We start from the raw sequence: 15,474 nt of genomic DNA on the forward strand, positions 1-15,474 counted from the left end.
TTCTTTATTTGGTTAAGTAGTTGTAAACCTAGCGTAGATCATAAAAAAGATCGCTAATTCTCCTATAATAACAGTGCTGGGAACAATCAGTATTAAGTTAATAATAAAAAACAGCGCTAAAATTCCTAAAAACATTCCCAAGTGATACACTTTCAAACGATGTTGTTCAAATCTATATTGGTGAAAAACAAGAGTGGTTGCCATGAAATAAAGCAGCACGGATCCGAATACAAAATATAAGCTGAATGTGTACTGAACTTCATGTAAAAACATGAGCTTAATCGATGCTGCAATCATGCTTAGAGACATGAGGATAAGTAAGTGTCCGTAAATAATCGTTTGTCCGGCTCTTTGAATAGACTTGTTTACTTTCTTTTCTACATTCTCAAAGTACTGCCACCACATAGCAATAATCAGGACAAATGAAATAACCGAAAATAAAATGGTATTCCAGTCCCCTTTTTGTGGCTGTATCACAGCAAGAATGCTGACAACGGATTCTCCAAACAGGATTAATGTTAACAAAGCAAAACGCTCTAATAAATGAGCGGTGTTGGTCGGTAATTTCGCCAGTCTATTATGCCCTAAAATAGGTAAAATAATATCCACTGCAATTCCTGTATACAACACGGCGTAGCGAATCCATGAATCAAAAAGAAGCGAAAGAAGTGAGATGAAAATCCCAATTCCAAAGCATGTGCCTAAAAACACAGCAACTTTTTTTCGTTCATCTCGTTCAAATTTTTGAACAATAAGGTATTGAATCGAGGTTAACGCTCTTAGCCCAATATAGCCAATCAAAAAAGAGACGTAATATTGATCAAAATCTACGGACAAGCTTGAGATCATAATAAGAACAAACAGCATTTGAAGAATCATAAAGATGCGCTGATGCAAAAAATCTTGTCCAAACCGATTGATAAACATCGTTTGTCCGGTCCACGCCCACCATATAGGAATAAAGATTAGTACAAACTTTAACAAATACTCTCCATGAATATACCCTTGTTCAACGTGAAGCAAAACATGCGTAGCAGTAGCAACGGCTGCCACAAATAACAAATCATAAAAAAGCTCCAGCCACGTAACTTTTTTTTCTTCCACTACTCCGCATCCCTTCCTATCATTTACCAGGCTGTCGTGAATGTACTTTATTTTATATATAAGAGACGCATACTTCATGAAAGGCAGCTTAGTAAAAGATAGGTGAGCCAACGGTTCATCAGTGGGCTCACCTATCTAACAATTACTTTTATGTTGTTACATTTTCTCCATCACATAAATGATCCATAGATGCCATTCTACTTTCGTGTTTTATATGTAAAGAGAACAACCGATGCCAAACATAAGCTCCGCTATGTTAGACGCTCTGCTTGCTGAAATCGCGCTGAGCTCCTCTATAGCTGCCCATCAAGTTTTGATAACCAGGAAGATGACTAGAAATTAAATTGCCAAAACCTTCAACGTCGTTGCGCCAGTCACGCTGCAGCTCGCACGCTACGCTAAACCAGTTCATAAGCTGCGCGCCGCCGTGAGCCATACGCGTTAATGCCGCATCTGCGACTTGCTTATTGAACGTCCCGGAAGCGTCTGTCACAACAAACACTTCGTAGCCTGCTTTAATGGCAGAAAGCGCAGGAAAAGCAACGCAGACGTCTGTCACTACACCGGCGATAATCAGCTGTTTTTTCCCGGTCGCTTTAATGGCTTTAACAAACTCTTCGTTGTCCCACGCGTTAATTTGTCCAGGACGAGCTATTTTTGGCGCGTCAGGAAACAAATCCACGAGTTCCCCCATTAGCGGGCCGTTGGGTCCATTTTCAAAGCTAGTTGTTAAAATAACCGGTAAATCAAAGAATTTAGCCGTATCACCAAGAGCCAATACGTTGTTTTTAAATTCATCAACACCATAATCACGTACAAGGCCGGAAATAAGACCCGTTTGGTGGTCAACTAAAAGCACGGCAGCATCATCTTTTGAAAGGCGAGAGTAAAGATCAGACATTTTATCATCCTCCTTAAATTAAGGCAAGTAAGGACACGTACCTTTTCCATTCCTTACAAGCGGTCTATCATTTGAACGGTTTTTTGGATTTCATTTATGATCTGTTGAGTAAAACATGTATAGAAAGAAAAGTTATTTCTGAGGTGAAGGTTCGTGAGGTGTGTTCTCTTTCTTAATCTAGAACAGGAACAGGCGCTTGATCAATCCAATGAATGAACTGCTGTAAGTAGCGCTGAAGATAGCGTTTCGTTGACTCATCAGTTAGGACCTTTTGTTGAGCATCAACTTTTTCATGAACTTGCGAAATCAGCATTTTTTGAAATGGTAAAACATGAACTTGCATAGCTTCTAGTACTTCTCTCGTTTGCTTTTGAGCAAAAGCCGTACCGAAGCCTCCTGGAGTTGCTCCAATGAGACCAACTGGTTTTCTGTTTAAAACAGAAGAAGTCCGAGGCCTTGATGCCCAGTCCAAAGCATTTTTTAATACCCCTGTAATTCCGGAATTATACTCTGGACTTACAATGATAACACCGTCAACATCTTGAATCGCAGCTCTAAAGGATGCGACAGATTCTGGTGATCCGTCAGCTTCTAAGTCTTCATTAAAAAAAGGCAGGCTGCTTATTTCAATCCAGCGATATTGAGCTGAGTCATCTAATGTAGTCAATGACTCAGCAATCATTCGGTTATACGAATTCTTTCGTAAACTTCCACAAATAAGACCAATGGTTTTTGTCATCTATTCACCTCCTCACTTGGAATTAATTTCATATTACCACGGTGTTTCAAATATAGATATTAGTTTTATATATAGATAAATTAATTCCTTCTTTGTACCTAATTTAGGGTTAAACTAGCGTTTTACCATTACTAAAGGAATTATTTCAGTAAAATTCAGTCTAATTCTCTCACTTCAAAAGGAATCAAAGCTCTTTCAATTTGATCTCGATGGGTTTCGTACTGTTCAGGAAGCATGAGCTTTTCTCCCATTGTTTCAAGTGACTCATCATGTGCAAAACCTGGAGGGTCTGTTGCAATTTCAAATAGAATGTCTCCGTGTTCTTTAAAGTAAATCGCATTAAAGTAATTTCGATCTCGAACAGCCGTCACTCCGTATCCGCTATCGGCTACGTATTTCTGCCATTCTAATTGATCTTCATCATCTTTTGCTCGCCATGCAATATGGTGAACCGTTCCAACGCCCATTTGCCCGCGCCCAATGGTTGTTAATTTTAAATCGATGACATTTCCAATGTCAGCTGATGATTGAAAACGTATAAAATCTCCTTCTTGCCCTACTTTTTGTAGACCCATTACGTTTTCTAATAATTGAGCTGTTTCATCAGGTCGAACCGATAATAACGTAGCGCCTCCGAATCCTTTAATAGCTACTTCAGGTTTAATTTCACCAGCTTGCCACGTATTCTTTTCACCTTCTTCTCTTTCCACAATCTCTAGATGCAAACCATGAGGATCGTCAAACTCTAAATACTGCTCTCCAAATCGCTCCATCTTTGTAGCTGGAACTCCAAACTTAGCTAACCGTTGTTCCCAAAAGCTCATCGCACCTTTTGGAACCACATAGGAAGTTACCCCAACTTGCCCGTCACCTATTTTTCCTTGTCGTGCATTTGCCCACGGAAAGAATGTGATAATCGTTCCAGGTTTTCCGCCTTCATTCCCAAAGTAAAGGTGATACGTTCCTGGATCATCAAAGTTTACCGTTTGTTTGACCAAGCGTAATCCTAATACACCCGCGTAAAAATCAACATTTTCCTGAGGATGACCTACAATCGCCGTGATATGATGAATACCCGCTGTTTTTTTACTCATTACTACCATCTCCTTCGATACATTTTTCGTCATATGTTTCGTTATTCCTCTTAAAATTACAACTATTTATCGTAAATATCTCGAATTCGAGATATTAGTCAAAAAATAAAAGCACCTTGCTTATTCCAACCCATTTTCTCTTTTAGAAAATAAAAGTATCTAGTGCATAATAACCTGGTCCAGCAATAGCTACACCGATTGCTACAACTAAAAGCGTAAGATTATATTCATATCCGTTTTGTGTTGCCCAGTATCCATTTGGACCGTGTACTTTCACAATCGCCATAACCATTGTTCCGGCAATCAAAAGTGCTCCAAGCGGCGTAAGAAGTCCTGCAGCAAATAAAGCTCCACCTACCAGCTCTGATAACCCAGCCATTAACGCCATTCTAACGCCTGGCTTCATTCCGATTGATTCAAACCATCCGCCCGTTCCTTTTAAGCCGTGGCCGCCAAACCATCCAAATAACTTCTGAGTTCCATGAGCCATAAAAGATAATCCAATGACCAAACGTATTAACAACAAACCAATACTCACCATTTTTTATTCCTCCTATTTTTTCATCATCTTAAAATCTCGAATTAAAATATCTTGAATTAAGGATAATTATAAAATCATATACTCCTGCTGTCAACATAAATTTTTATATTTTTTTGTAGCTAGTTGAAAGGCTTAACGACTTATTAAAAACATATTCTAGATTTTGTGTGGATATGAGCACGGGGGCGGAAAATATAACGGGTGAACTTTGTTGTTTATTAATCATATTAAAAAAGCAAGCAAGGTTATAAAGTCACCAGGATGAGTAGCGGGAGTATTACAAAACGTATCGCGTATGACCCAAGTTCTAAAAATAATTAAGCAAGGTTTATTTACTTTTCTGTGAAATATAAAAGTAATATCACTTATTCATACAAAAATGCACCCTACAAATGTAGCAGGATGCATTTCAATCAGTTTTCTGTATCTTTATTATTTTTTCTGCTGAAAGGTTCCTTAACACACTCAAATGATTAGAAAATATTCAGCAGTTTCTATTGGTCCAATTCCTTCAAGTACATAACTTGAAAATACCTCTAAATTTTAATAATAGGCAGCTGAAATAATCAGAAGTTGGTTTAGCTGAATACTTCTGAAGACTCTAAAATAGCCATAACGCTTTGTACGGATTCGATTGAACGTTTTAGCCCTTCATTTTCCTTTTCCGTTAAAGGAAGTTCAATGATATGTTCAATTCCATCTCCTCCTAGGATTGTTGGTACACCTAGGTAAAGATTATTACAGCCATATTCACCTTCTAGATAAGCTACGGAAGGGAGAATTCGCTTCTTATCCTTTAGAATCGCTTCTGCCATTTGAACCATAGAAGCAGCAGGAGCATAATAGGCACTTCCATTTCCAAGCAGATTAACGATTTCTCCTCCACCTTTGCGCGTTCGCTCTACAATAGCTTCTATACGTTCAGGGGAAATGATTTTTTCAAGTGGAATTCCTCCAGCGTACGAATAACGAACTAATGGCACCATATCATCTCCGTGGCCGCCTAAAACAAAACCTGATACATCTTCAACAGATATATTTAATTCTTGAGCCACAAATGTATTAAAACGGGCTGTATCTAATACACCAGATTGGCCTATTACTCGATTTTTAGGGAATCCCGTGGTTTTATAACAAACGTACGTCATTGCATCGACTGGATTACTCAATACAATAATATAACTGTTTGGTGCATGTTTTTTTACGTTTTCTGATACTTCTTTCATAATTTTTGCGTTTGTTGAGACTAGGTCATCACGGCTCATTCCCGGTTTTCTTGGAAGTCCTGCAGTAATTAATACTAAATCTGCATCCTGAATGTCTTCATAGCTAGATGTCCCCTTGATATTAGCGTCAAACCCTTGAACTGGGCTTGCCTCTAACATATCAAGTGCTTTTCCTTTGGTCGGATTAGTCTGGGAAGGAATATCAACTAATACTACGTCTCCAAGTTCTTTTTGCGCCATCATTAATGCTGCTGTGGCTCCTGTAAATCCCGCTCCAATTACAGCTATTTTTTTACGCTTAAATGCCATGATTTATCCCCCATTCCTCGTCGTTTATATGTATGCTATTCTACTTTTTGATCTTCTTCTACAGCAGCAGAATCTGCTTTTGCTTTATATTGAATACTGGATTTTGTTTTAGCAGCCGATGATTTTTTAGTCGCTTTATTGTCTTTAGGTGTCTCCTTTGACTGCGATTCTTTATTTTCATCTTTTAATAGGCTATTTCCAACCTCTTCATCAGGATGGGGAATTACATGCGCTGACACTAATTCTCCAACACGAGCCGCTTCTTCTTTTCCCATATCTACAGCTGCCTGTACTGCACTAACATCACCTTCCACTAACACTGTTACAAGAGCCGCGTCCACTTTTTCTTGCTTCACTAAGCGAACATCAGCTGATTTTAGCATCGCATCCGCTGCGACAATCGAACCTATTAAACCTCTTGTTTCAATCATTCCAAGAGCTTTACCCATTCTCTCCACCTCTTTCTATATCAACAGAATCTATAATTCCGATAATAATCGCATCAATAGGTAATGGAGTGTCAGATGCCATATGTGCTGCGGCACTTCCTTGAGTAACCATTACCTTATCACCAATCCCGGCTCCAATACGATCAACTGCAATAAAAGAAGAGTCGTTATTCGATTTATTTAAAAGTTCTGGTTGAACAACTAAAAACTTTAAACCGCGTAAATTATCTTCTTTTCTTGTTGCCCAGACGTTACCAATTACCGTCCCTATTTTCATAAAACATCCGCTCCCTCTATGTCTATCACGCAAATTTCTTTTCCTAATTCTCTTGCTGTATCGCGTGCTAAAGGAGTGATAATCGTTTTAGGTGAAACAGTAATTTTTTCTTCTTCTACTAATTTCACATGTCTTTGGGTTAGCACTCGTTCTGTAAATGATAAAGAATGTCTGTTTAAGCCTGATTGCAAAAATCTCTCAAATGATTGAATTTTCACTCCAAAGCTTTCTAATGTATTTTTATAAGCAATTAAATGTGCTGCATATTTGTTGTTTACTGGTTTTTTTTGATTACTGGATAGCAAAACGTTTCCTAAAGTTACAGAAGGAATGAGTGAAACAGAAATTCCTTCTAGCAAAGCCTCAGCTAAAAGATAACTTTCTAGTGTATCTGTCATACCTAGAGCCCCTTTTACTAGCAGATCCTGCTTTGCTTCTGCAAATAAAATACCTTGTATATCTTTTGGAAGGTTTTCTTTTTGGTCATCTCCGTAAACCAGTGTCCAGCTTGTTTCTAACTTTTTGATTTGAATTGGATCAATTGCTGCCGACTCTTTTACGATCAGCAGCTTTGGCTTTACGTTTAGGTGCTGCTTGCCTGATTTATCTAATCGTTTTAAAACTTCTACTACAATTTGTTCAATCAGAGCATGTTTGTTCATAAAGCTTCCTCGTATAGAGAAAGAATCCCTGTAGCTCCAGTAGAAATTAGCCCAGCATTCGCTTCATCTGTATCAATATGCATTTCAAGCTTAAACTTTGGCGAAACTCGAATTAATACACGTTCGAGCATAGTAGGTCTTTCTCCTTGAGAGGTAATGCGAACACACTGACCATTTTTTACACCATAAGCTTCAGCATCATCAGGCGTCATATGAATATGAGCTCGTGCAATGATTAAGCCTTCTTTCTTGTAAATGCTACCCTTTGGTCCAACTAATGTAATCGCTTCTGAATTCTTTATATCTCCAGACTCACGTAGTGGAGGAACAGAACCAAGTTTAATTGAATCTGTTTTACTGACCTCCACTTGAGTTATACTCCTTGCTGGACCAAGGACTCGCACCTTTTCGATGCTTCCTTTAGGTCCCACAATAGTAACTGTTTCATTAGCTGCAAATTGACCAGGCTGAGACAGGTCTGATTTTTTTGTTAGCTCGTATCCTGCTCCAAAAAGAGCTTCTACATCTTCTATACTTAAGTGACAGTGTCTAGCAGATACAGCCATTGGGACTGTATTGCTTTGCTTGTTTGTTTGACTTAGCTGCTGAACAACCTCTGCTACAATCGATTGAATGGCCTGCTTATCCATGCGCTATGCTCCTAACTTTTTAAGCTTATAGTTCACTATCGATTTTCGGTAAAATACTTTCTAGTTCATTGTGTGGACGTGGGATAACATGAACGGAAATAAGTTCTCCAACACGCTGTGCAGCTGCCGCACCAGAATCTGTTGCCGCTTTTACCGCGCCTACGTCACCGCGTACTAAAACCGTTACAATTCCTCCACCTACGTGAACTTTACCAACTAAATGTACGTTTGCTGCTTTTACCATTGCGTCTGCTGCCTCTACTGATGCTACTAACCCTTTTGTTTCAATCATTCCTAATGCTGTTAGTTCTCTTGCCATTTTTAATTCCCCCTAATTAGTTTGTTTGATATTTTTGAAGTGCTTGATTAACCATTTCAGAAATTGCTGCCGAATCAATCGGTCCCTGTGGCTTTAATTGATTCATAACTTCGTTGACAATTTCCTGTACGTCTTGATGATCTTTTGTATCTGATGAAGCAAAGGTAGAAGATACGGATGGTTTCGGAATTGTCACCTCTTTTGTGCCGTAGGCCATTCGCTTAATATTTAATAAATGGCGAGCGGTCACATTGTCTGACGTAATGTTGCCTCCAAACGAACCGCATCCTAGTGTAAAGGATGGCTTAAGTCCAGTGGTACCACCCACAGCTCCCACTGACGAGAGTGTGTTGACCATGAGTCTTGAGACCGGCATTTCAAGAGCAAACGTTTTAGCTACCGCATCATCGTTTGTATGAAGCGATAAGCTGTGACCTCTTCCACCAAGATTTAATAAGCTTAAACATAATTCCCTTGCCTGCTCTTCGTTCTTAGCTGTATACAATGGAAAAATAGGTGCTAGCTTTTCAATCGAAAACGGAACATCCTTTGCCACCTTTGTTTCTTCAGCAACTAAGATTCGTGTATCAGAAGGTACTGTAATACCTGCCATTTCAGCAATTTTCACAGCACTTTGACCAACAATATTTGGATTAAGCTTCTTTGGAATTGGTGAAATCACTTTTTCCATCTTAGCTTTCTCTTCTGAATTTAAGAAGTAGGCACCATTATTCTTTAATTCTCTAATAGCCATTTGTTGAATATTAAGATCGACAACAATCGCTTGCTCGGTTGCACAAATCGTGCCGTTATCGAACGTTTTGCTATCGACAATCATTTTTACTGCTTGGTCAACCTTCGCAGTTTTTTCAATATATACAGGTACATTTCCTGGACCTACACCATAAGCTGGTTTCCCAGAACTATACGCTGCGCGAACGAGACCACTTCCGCCTGTTGCTAAAATTAAGTTCACATCTTTATGCTTCATTAATTCATTGGTTGCAGCCATAGAAGGATTAGAAATCCAACCAATAAGTCCTTCCGGAGCTCCAGCTTCAACTGCTGCATGCGCACAAATTTTAAGCGCTTCTACTGTGCAGTTCATTGCTCGGGGATGGGGGCTGACCACTAGAGCGTTTCTAGTTTTTAAACTAATTAATGTTTTGAAGATAGCCGTTGAAGTTGGGTTAGTTGTGGGGATAATTCCAGCAACAACTCCAAAAGGAGAGGCGACTTCTACCACTTTGTTCGCTCTATCTTCGTGAACAATACCTACTGTTTTTTCATTTTTAATTGATTCATAAACAGCTCTAGACCCTACCTCATTTTTGATTTTCTTATGTTCTACAACACCCATTCGCGTTTCTTCAACTGCCATTTTTGCTAATTCCAACGCTTTAGAATAAGCTGCTTCGGCAACTCGTTCAACGATGCGATCTACTTGCTCTTGTGAAAAATTCAAGTATATCTGCTGTGCGGCTTTTGCCTTTTCCACTGCATTTCGCATCTCTTGTAAAGATTGAAGATCTTTATCAAACTGCACATCCAACAACTCCTTTCTACTGTCTATAAGCTTTTTAATAATGAACTGGATTTCTTGCAATGTCTAAAATAGCCTGGCGGAACGCATCAGCAGCTGCTTGACAGGCTGATTGAGATCCTGTTAAAAAACCACCGCCAAAATTTGTTTCAGAAGGAGGACCAAAAAATTTCACAAGCTCTACATCAGCTGCTTTAAGCGCTACATCAAGTCCATACATAGCCTCTAGTGGCGGGGCAATTAAATAAGCGAGTGGTTCTCCAATAGAAATTCCTGCTTCTTTAGAAAGGTAAGAACCTGTCCTTGCCACCACATGTGCATACAGCGCGTGATTTTTTTCTTCATCCAATGCTTCAAAATAGGCATCTGACTTCGTCACTTGTAAAATGGCATCAAGTCCAGCTTTAACTTCATCTGGACTTGGACCCGCTAATACACCAATCATTTCACCTGATAGCGGACCTGACGCATGAGCAGCACCAGCATAAAAAGAACGGGCATAAGCTACTTCAACATCTGCTCTTTTGGTGGCTTCGTCTAAAGCTGTATAGCCCACGTCATCAATACTTGATGTAAACATGGCTAAACTTCTATGGTAAGGCTGCAAGTTAAACTGCTGAACTAAAGCGTCATCCACATTTGGAATCACACGAACAGCTAAAATGTCAGCATGGATACGTGTTAAAGCCACTCCTATTCACCTCTATTGTTCTTTTTGAACAAGCGATACACCGCTAGCTTCATATTTTAAAATTTTTTGAACCAATGTACCGAGATAAGCACCCGCTTCAACTGGAGGAATGCCGCCTTTATGAATATTGGAAACCACCATTCTCTCAGCTTCAATCATTCCTTTTCTCGGTTCATAGCATAAATAGGCACTTAAGGATTCTGCACTTATAAGTCCCGGACGTTCTCCAATTAAAAGTACCACCACTTTTGGCATCAGGAGTTCACCAATGTCGTCCATTACAGCAACTCGACCTTTTTCTATGTAAAACGGAACGCCTACATCTAAATCTGCGCTTTTTAAGGACTGTTGAAGAGATAAATAAACGTCCTCGACATTTTCTTCAATGGCTTTGGAGCTTAAACCATCAGAAACAATAATTTGAACAGTTGGCGATTTGGTACATTTTTCCTGGATGCACTTTTTGGCTTCGTCTGATAGCTTTCGTCCATAATCCGGTCGGCGAATGTACACTTCTTTATCTGTTACCTGAGTATTTACTTTAAATAAATTCAATCGCTTTAAGAGATCGTCGTTCACATTGCCATAAACAGCATCAACGGCTGCTGCATGGTCATAGCGGAATTTCAGCCATGTTTCTGTTCGTGGACGTAAGCCTGCTCTGCCAATTCCGATTCGAGCAGGTGTTTTTTGAATCAATGTATCTAATTCTTCTTGATTCACTGGATTTTTAATACCAGCCACCTGCTGTTTTGATTCAATATCTTTTTCTTCCTGTGGAATAGTCATTTTACTTTCCGGCAGAGATGTTGAATCAAATTCTTGAATATTCGGAAATTTAATTAATTCCTTTTCCGAACCATCTTCTACTACTTCAGCTAGAGGACCATTAATCACTTTCTTATTTGCATTGGATGTATGAGCCCAAAAAGTTACGCTGCTTTGACTATCGTCAGTAGGAGAGCTTTGTTCGAAGCTAGATTGTTGTTCTAGCTTTTCGACAATGGATCGTGTAATTTTTTCAATCAATTCAGGATTCATCCTCTTCATCACCTACCTTGTAAAAATACTTGGATCTCCTGCATATTTACTTAATTTCCCTTGTTCAAAAATCCCCATTTTCTCGAGCCACTCTGCAAATAAAGGAGAAGGCTGTTTCCCCATCGTTTGCCTTAAAGTCGCTACATCATGGTAGCTCATTGATTGATAGTTAAGCATACAATCATCACCCATTGGTGTTGCAATGATAAAATTAACGCCTGCAGCAGTTAGCAATACACCTAAATCTTCAATATCATTTTGATCTGCTTTAATATGATTGGTGTAACAAATATCTACACCCATCGGAATTCCATGCATCTTTGCCATAAAATGATCTTCTAAACCTGCACGAATAACTTGTTTGTTGTTATATAAGTACTCAGGTCCAATAAAGCCAACCACGGTATTTACAATGTAAGGGTCATAATGACGTGCAAACCCATAGTTACGAGACTCTAACGTGAGCTGATCCATCCCAAAGTGTGCTTCAGCTGATAGCTCAGAACCTTGTCCTGTTTCAAAATATAAGCACTGAGGCCCTGTTCCTGTTCCGTGACTTTTAGCTAATTGATTTGCCTCTTCTAGTAAAGCAGCGCTGATTCCAAATGAACGGTTAGCGGCTTCTGTTCCAGCAATACTTTGGAAAATCATATCCGCTGGCGCTCCTTGTTCAATAGCTTTCATCTGAGTCGTAACATGAGCTAAAACGCAGTTTTGAGTTGGAATTTCCCAATCATTCATAAAATTTTTCGTAGCGTGTAACAGCCGTTTTACACTTTCAACCGAATCATCAACAGGGTTAATACCAATAACGGCATCTCCAATTCCGTAAGACAGCCCTTCTTTTAACGAAGCAATCATGCCTTCTACATTGTCTGTAGGATGGTTAGGCTGTAGTCTAGAAGCTAAGGTTCCTTTTTGGCCAATCGTAATATTGCATTTTGTTAAAATTTCAATCTTATTTGCAGCGTGAACTAAATCAAGGTTTGACATTAGTTTTGCTACTGCAGCAATAATTTCACTATTTAACCCTCGACTAATCCTCTTTAAATCCTCACCCGTTGTTTCATCACTTAAGATATACTCTCTAAGTTCTGCTACGGACCAATTTTTTATCGATTGATAGATGGGCTCATTGACTTGACTCTCAATAATTTGAGATACTTCGTCTTCTTCAGGGGAGATCATTGGGTTTTCGCGAATATCAGCAAGTGTTAGTTCACTAAGCACTTCCTTTGCTGCAATTCTTTCTTGAACGGTTTCTGCAGCTAAACCTGCCAGCCGGTCGCCAGACTTTTCTTCGTTTGCCTTAGCAAACAAATCTTTTAAATCAGAAAATTGATAGACAGCACCTAAATAATGTGTATGTAACTTCAACAGTGAAGCCCCCTTTCTTATGAATGGAACGTAAGGGTTTTGACTACTACCGGTACCACGCTTGTTTGTAGCAGCTGACCAATATCTAAGTAGTCACCGTGTTCCACCTTAATTTGATCAATACAAATAATGCTTTGCGACGAATCTTGGGCAACCAGCGTTTGGCCTAATACCTTGGCATGATCGCTTTCAAGAACAATGATCAACGGCTGATCTCTTTTGCTTTTTTGTTTCACTGCTTCTAGCAGACCTTTTGCCAATTGTTGAATATCTCGAAATCCTACGTATGGAAGTCCAGATAAGTACAAAGCAAAGTTTTGCCCTTCCTGCTGAGGATCATGTATCTCAATTGCATCTTTTACGGCGTCCTTTAAGTGATGAACACTTTTTTGAAACCCATCCTTAAACGAAATTTGATAAACAGGTATATTTCGCACAGGTAAATCTTTACTTTCTACCTGAATCGTGGCTCCACTGATTTCAGTTGTTTGTGTACCGGCACCAAGAACGGTTGCGCGAACGGTTTCATCAGGGTGAATCCATGACCATCCCTTCAAACTCTGACTATCTTTTAAAGAGTCTGCAAGCATTACTCCTATGTCGTGGTAAGGAGCTTGTTCAACACCTTTAGACTCATATTGATAGAGACACTCACTAATTCCACCAGAAAACATAATGACATCAATTTCTTCTTTCCAATTCGGTTCATGCCCTAAAAGTAGTACCTTGTCCTCTGCTGTCATGGTACGTGTTAGCATTCGACTAATCACATCGGCCATATAATTTGTTATATTCTTTATCTCTTCTTCCACCATTACATCGCCTGTTGCAAGAGTACTATTCCACTCTCTTAATAGGTTTCTAACGGGTGGCGAAATACTGCTGATTTTATCTTCCGAAAACTCGATCAGCCTGCCTCCTATGTGCAGCGTGCAGGTTCCACACAGCCTTCCCATTCGATAAACTGCTACATTAGCTGTTCCCCCGCCAATATCTATATTGGCAATCGTTTTGCTCGTTTTTTTGGAGTATTGGTAAGCTCCTGATCCTTTTGCTGCAATAATCCCCTCTAGATCAGGACCTGCAGTTGCTACTAAAAACTCACCGGCATGATTTGATAGATGGTGAATCATTTCCTCCGCATTTTGCTTAGTTGCTGTCTCACCTGTAATAATCACGGCACCTGTTTTAATATCTTCAGAACCAACGTTTGCTTTATCATACTCATTTCTAACAAGCTTCTCTATTGCTTCAATATCGATTGTTGTTGATGTGAGAAGTGGTGTTCGATAAATCGGGCTGCGATGAATAATTTCTTTATCAATAATCTCAATACGCGGCAAGTGTGTTCCTCCTGCCATATTCATCAGAGAAAATTGGCTTAACACAATTTTGGTTGTGCTTGTTCCTATATCAATTCCTGCACTGATAATCTCCTCTTTTAGCGGTTCGTATCGCTTCATATCCCTCCACCTCGTCAACCTTCAATCAGCAAAAGGTTTTAGTCATTACTGATTGCTAATTAGTCGTGTTTTAGTCAAATAAAAAAGGCACCTCATACGAACTATCTCCTAAAAGATAGCTGTATAAGGCGCCTTTGCCCGTAATTTTTTTGTATATTTAGAATATAACTGATTTCTTACAAAATGTAAAGGTTTTCATTTAAAAATAATAGTTTTCGATTTCCAATTATCACTACACTCTTTCATCTCTTGTAAAGACTGACACTGTACCAAAGCTCGAATCTCCTCAAGCCCTTCTTTATTAAAGGAAGAAGTGACAACAATAGGACCATTTACAACTACTTGTCTTGCTTTTTTGATAGCTAAGCTCACATCAGCATCTTCTGCATCACTTTTTGTAATGACCCCAATAGCTAACTTATTAATACCTGTACTAAAATTGGGTGGAAAGACTGTCTTTTTCTTTGTGGCGTCGTGCAAATATAACACATGTGTAACTTCAAGAGCGGTTGCCATAATATTTTTATAAAAAAAAGGATTTTCAACATATTCTCCAGGTGTATCAACGATCCAATCATAATAGATTAAAGCTTGTGTTTTAACTGCCTCGACCGGCTTTCCAAGCAGAGCATTTGTTAATGTCGATTTACCGGCACCAATTGAGCCAATGAGCATGGCTCTATTTTTTTCATGCATAAGTCTCCCCTCCCTACTATACAATTAGGATTTTGTGATAATTGAAGGTGTGTAACCTAATGTTTCGGAGAGAAAACGATTGATTTCTCTCATGGCCATATCTACTTCTGAAACGCTCCCCACAATAACAAGACTTCCTGTAAAACGATCTAAAAAACCTAATTGAACATGTGCAGCTTTTGTAGCCAAATCACCTGCAATGATAACCGTCTCACTGGGAGTCAATGTTAGAATGCCTAGAGCTCCTTCTTGCTGTATACCTAATTTTTCGAACATATCCGGATCTGGATTTGCAATTAAATGGCTCAATGTAATTTGTTTTCCAGGAACAAACTCTTGGATAAAACGTTTTTTTTCTTCACTCATAAAAATTACCTCTCCCTTATCGCACA

At 39.1% G+C, this 15,474-nt stretch carries 18 protein-coding genes; all 18 read right to left on the reverse strand.

The genetic code is table 11. The features are described from left to right. Positions 1-12: 12 nt before the first annotated feature. The 18 genes from ACMX9J_RS09275 to eutS all read right to left on the reverse strand — a co-directional run bounded on the left by ACMX9J_RS09275 (position 13) and on the right by eutS (position 15,448). A complete protein-coding gene (locus tag ACMX9J_RS09275; RefSeq protein ID WP_416225709.1) occupies positions 13-1,104 on the reverse strand; it encodes a low temperature requirement protein A in 1,092 nt (363 codons plus the stop codon). 256 nt (positions 1,105-1,360) lie between these two features. After that, a complete protein-coding gene (ycaC, locus tag ACMX9J_RS09280; protein WP_033580062.1) occupies positions 1,361-2,005 on the reverse strand; it encodes an isochorismate family cysteine hydrolase YcaC in 645 nt (214 codons plus the stop codon). 172 nt (positions 2,006-2,177) lie between these two features. After that, positions 2,178-2,744 (reverse strand): NADPH-dependent FMN reductase, encoded by a 567-nt coding sequence (locus ACMX9J_RS09285; RefSeq protein WP_028414849.1) that lies wholly within the window; start codon positions 2,742-2,744, stop codon positions 2,178-2,180. A gap of 155 nt (positions 2,745-2,899) precedes the next feature. Beyond that, complete coding sequence (locus tag ACMX9J_RS09290; RefSeq protein ID WP_416225710.1) at positions 2,900-3,838, reverse strand: ring-cleaving dioxygenase; 939 nt, start codon at positions 3,836-3,838, stop codon at positions 2,900-2,902. A gap of 142 nt (positions 3,839-3,980) precedes the next feature. Continuing rightward, positions 3,981-4,379 carry a DoxX family protein gene (locus tag ACMX9J_RS09295; RefSeq protein WP_013084346.1) on the reverse strand — a complete coding sequence of 133 codons (399 nt, stop codon included), beginning with the start codon at positions 4,377-4,379 and terminating at the stop codon, positions 3,981-3,983. Between the two features lie 578 nt (positions 4,380-4,957). Next, the gene (gene mdh / locus ACMX9J_RS09300) at positions 4,958-5,914 is read right to left on the reverse strand and encodes a malate dehydrogenase (RefSeq protein ID WP_078082069.1); all 957 of its coding nucleotides are present in this window, start codon (positions 5,912-5,914) and stop codon (positions 4,958-4,960) included. Between the two features lie 35 nt (positions 5,915-5,949). Next, a complete protein-coding gene (locus ACMX9J_RS09305; protein WP_116740191.1) occupies positions 5,950-6,363 on the reverse strand; it encodes a BMC domain-containing protein in 414 nt (137 codons plus the stop codon). Next, a complete protein-coding gene (locus ACMX9J_RS09310; RefSeq protein WP_013058362.1) occupies positions 6,356-6,640 on the reverse strand; it encodes a EutN/CcmL family microcompartment protein in 285 nt (94 codons plus the stop codon). Before ACMX9J_RS09310 ends, ACMX9J_RS09305 begins: the two co-directional genes overlap by 8 nt. Then, the gene (locus ACMX9J_RS09315; protein ID WP_416225711.1) at positions 6,637-7,302 is read right to left on the reverse strand and encodes a hypothetical protein; all 666 of its coding nucleotides are present in this window, start codon (positions 7,300-7,302) and stop codon (positions 6,637-6,639) included. Before ACMX9J_RS09315 ends, ACMX9J_RS09310 begins: the two co-directional genes overlap by 4 nt. After that, positions 7,299-7,952: a phosphate propanoyltransferase gene (locus tag ACMX9J_RS09320; protein ID WP_416225712.1), complete on the reverse strand. Its 654-nt coding sequence runs from the start codon at positions 7,950-7,952 to the stop codon at positions 7,299-7,301. The genes ACMX9J_RS09315 and ACMX9J_RS09320 overlap by 4 nt, the downstream gene beginning before the upstream one ends. 25 nt (positions 7,953-7,977) lie before the next feature. Continuing rightward, positions 7,978-8,271 (reverse strand): ethanolamine utilization microcompartment protein EutM, encoded by a 294-nt coding sequence (gene eutM, locus ACMX9J_RS09325; protein ID WP_013058365.1) that lies wholly within the window; start codon positions 8,269-8,271, stop codon positions 7,978-7,980. A gap of 16 nt (positions 8,272-8,287) precedes the next feature. Then, the gene (locus ACMX9J_RS09330; protein ID WP_416225713.1) at positions 8,288-9,817 is read right to left on the reverse strand and encodes an acetaldehyde dehydrogenase (acetylating); all 1,530 of its coding nucleotides are present in this window, start codon (positions 9,815-9,817) and stop codon (positions 8,288-8,290) included. Between the two features lie 34 nt (positions 9,818-9,851). After that, the gene (eutL, locus tag ACMX9J_RS09335) at positions 9,852-10,505 is read right to left on the reverse strand and encodes an ethanolamine utilization microcompartment protein EutL (protein WP_416225714.1); all 654 of its coding nucleotides are present in this window, start codon (positions 10,503-10,505) and stop codon (positions 9,852-9,854) included. A gap of 12 nt (positions 10,506-10,517) precedes the next feature. After that, positions 10,518-11,546: an ethanolamine ammonia-lyase subunit EutC gene (eutC, locus tag ACMX9J_RS09340; RefSeq protein ID WP_251439520.1), complete on the reverse strand. Its 1,029-nt coding sequence runs from the start codon at positions 11,544-11,546 to the stop codon at positions 10,518-10,520. Positions 11,547-11,558: 12 nt separating this feature from the next. Then, positions 11,559-12,923 (reverse strand): ethanolamine ammonia-lyase subunit EutB, encoded by a 1,365-nt coding sequence (locus ACMX9J_RS09345; protein WP_116740200.1) that lies wholly within the window; start codon positions 12,921-12,923, stop codon positions 11,559-11,561. 17 nt (positions 12,924-12,940) lie between these two features. Then, positions 12,941-14,386, reverse strand: a complete 1,446-nt coding sequence (locus tag ACMX9J_RS09350; protein WP_416225715.1) for an ethanolamine ammonia-lyase reactivating factor EutA — start codon at positions 14,384-14,386, stop codon at positions 12,941-12,943. 195 nt (positions 14,387-14,581) lie between these two features. Further along, positions 14,582-15,082 carry a EutP/PduV family microcompartment system protein gene (locus ACMX9J_RS09355; protein WP_098334146.1) on the reverse strand — a complete coding sequence of 167 codons (501 nt, stop codon included), beginning with the start codon at positions 15,080-15,082 and terminating at the stop codon, positions 14,582-14,584. Between the two features lie 24 nt (positions 15,083-15,106). After that, on the reverse strand, positions 15,107-15,448 hold the full coding sequence (gene eutS / locus ACMX9J_RS09360; RefSeq protein WP_013058372.1) for an ethanolamine utilization microcompartment protein EutS: 342 nt from the start codon (positions 15,446-15,448) through the stop codon (positions 15,107-15,109). Positions 15,449-15,474 lie beyond the last annotated feature (26 nt).

The sequence above is a fragment of the Priestia sp. RMT2NF4 genome (assembly GCF_047872835.1).
Taxonomy (GTDB): Bacteria; Bacillota; Bacilli; order Bacillales; family Bacillaceae_H; genus Priestia; species Priestia zanthoxyli.

What these genes read in the sequence shown, in the direction of transcription:
- ycaC (WP_033580062.1), bottom strand. Translation starts at nt 2,005, where the DNA reads ATGTCTGATCTTTACTCTCGCCTTTCAAAAGATGATGCTGCCGTGCTT.
- ACMX9J_RS09285 (WP_028414849.1), bottom strand. Translation starts at nt 2,744, where the DNA reads ATGACAAAAACCATTGGTCTTATTTGTGGAAGTTTACGAAAGAATTCG.
- ACMX9J_RS09290 (WP_416225710.1), bottom strand. Translation starts at nt 3,838, where the DNA reads ATGAGTAAAAAAACAGCGGGTATTCATCATATCACGGCGATTGTAGGT.
- ACMX9J_RS09295 (WP_013084346.1), bottom strand. Translation starts at nt 4,379, where the DNA reads ATGGTGAGTATTGGTTTGTTGTTAATACGTTTGGTCATTGGATTATCT.
- mdh (WP_078082069.1), bottom strand. Translation starts at nt 5,914, where the DNA reads ATGGCATTTAAGCGTAAAAAAATAGCTGTAATTGGAGCGGGATTTACA.
- ACMX9J_RS09305 (WP_116740191.1), bottom strand. Translation starts at nt 6,363, where the DNA reads ATGGGTAAAGCTCTTGGAATGATTGAAACAAGAGGTTTAATAGGTTCG.
- ACMX9J_RS09310 (WP_013058362.1), bottom strand. Translation starts at nt 6,640, where the DNA reads ATGAAAATAGGGACGGTAATTGGTAACGTCTGGGCAACAAGAAAAGAA.
- ACMX9J_RS09315 (WP_416225711.1), bottom strand. Translation starts at nt 7,302, where the DNA reads ATGAACAAACATGCTCTGATTGAACAAATTGTAGTAGAAGTTTTAAAA.
- ACMX9J_RS09320 (WP_416225712.1), bottom strand. Translation starts at nt 7,952, where the DNA reads ATGGATAAGCAGGCCATTCAATCGATTGTAGCAGAGGTTGTTCAGCAG.
- eutM (WP_013058365.1), bottom strand. Translation starts at nt 8,271, where the DNA reads ATGGCAAGAGAACTAACAGCATTAGGAATGATTGAAACAAAAGGGTTA.
- eutC (WP_251439520.1), bottom strand. Translation starts at nt 11,546, where the DNA reads ATGAATCCTGAATTGATTGAAAAAATTACACGATCCATTGTCGAAAAG.
- ACMX9J_RS09350 (WP_416225715.1), bottom strand. Translation starts at nt 14,386, where the DNA reads ATGAAGCGATACGAACCGCTAAAAGAGGAGATTATCAGTGCAGGAATT.
- ACMX9J_RS09355 (WP_098334146.1), bottom strand. Translation starts at nt 15,082, where the DNA reads ATGCATGAAAAAAATAGAGCCATGCTCATTGGCTCAATTGGTGCCGGT.
- eutS (WP_013058372.1), bottom strand. Translation starts at nt 15,448, where the DNA reads ATGAGTGAAGAAAAAAAACGTTTTATCCAAGAGTTTGTTCCTGGAAAA.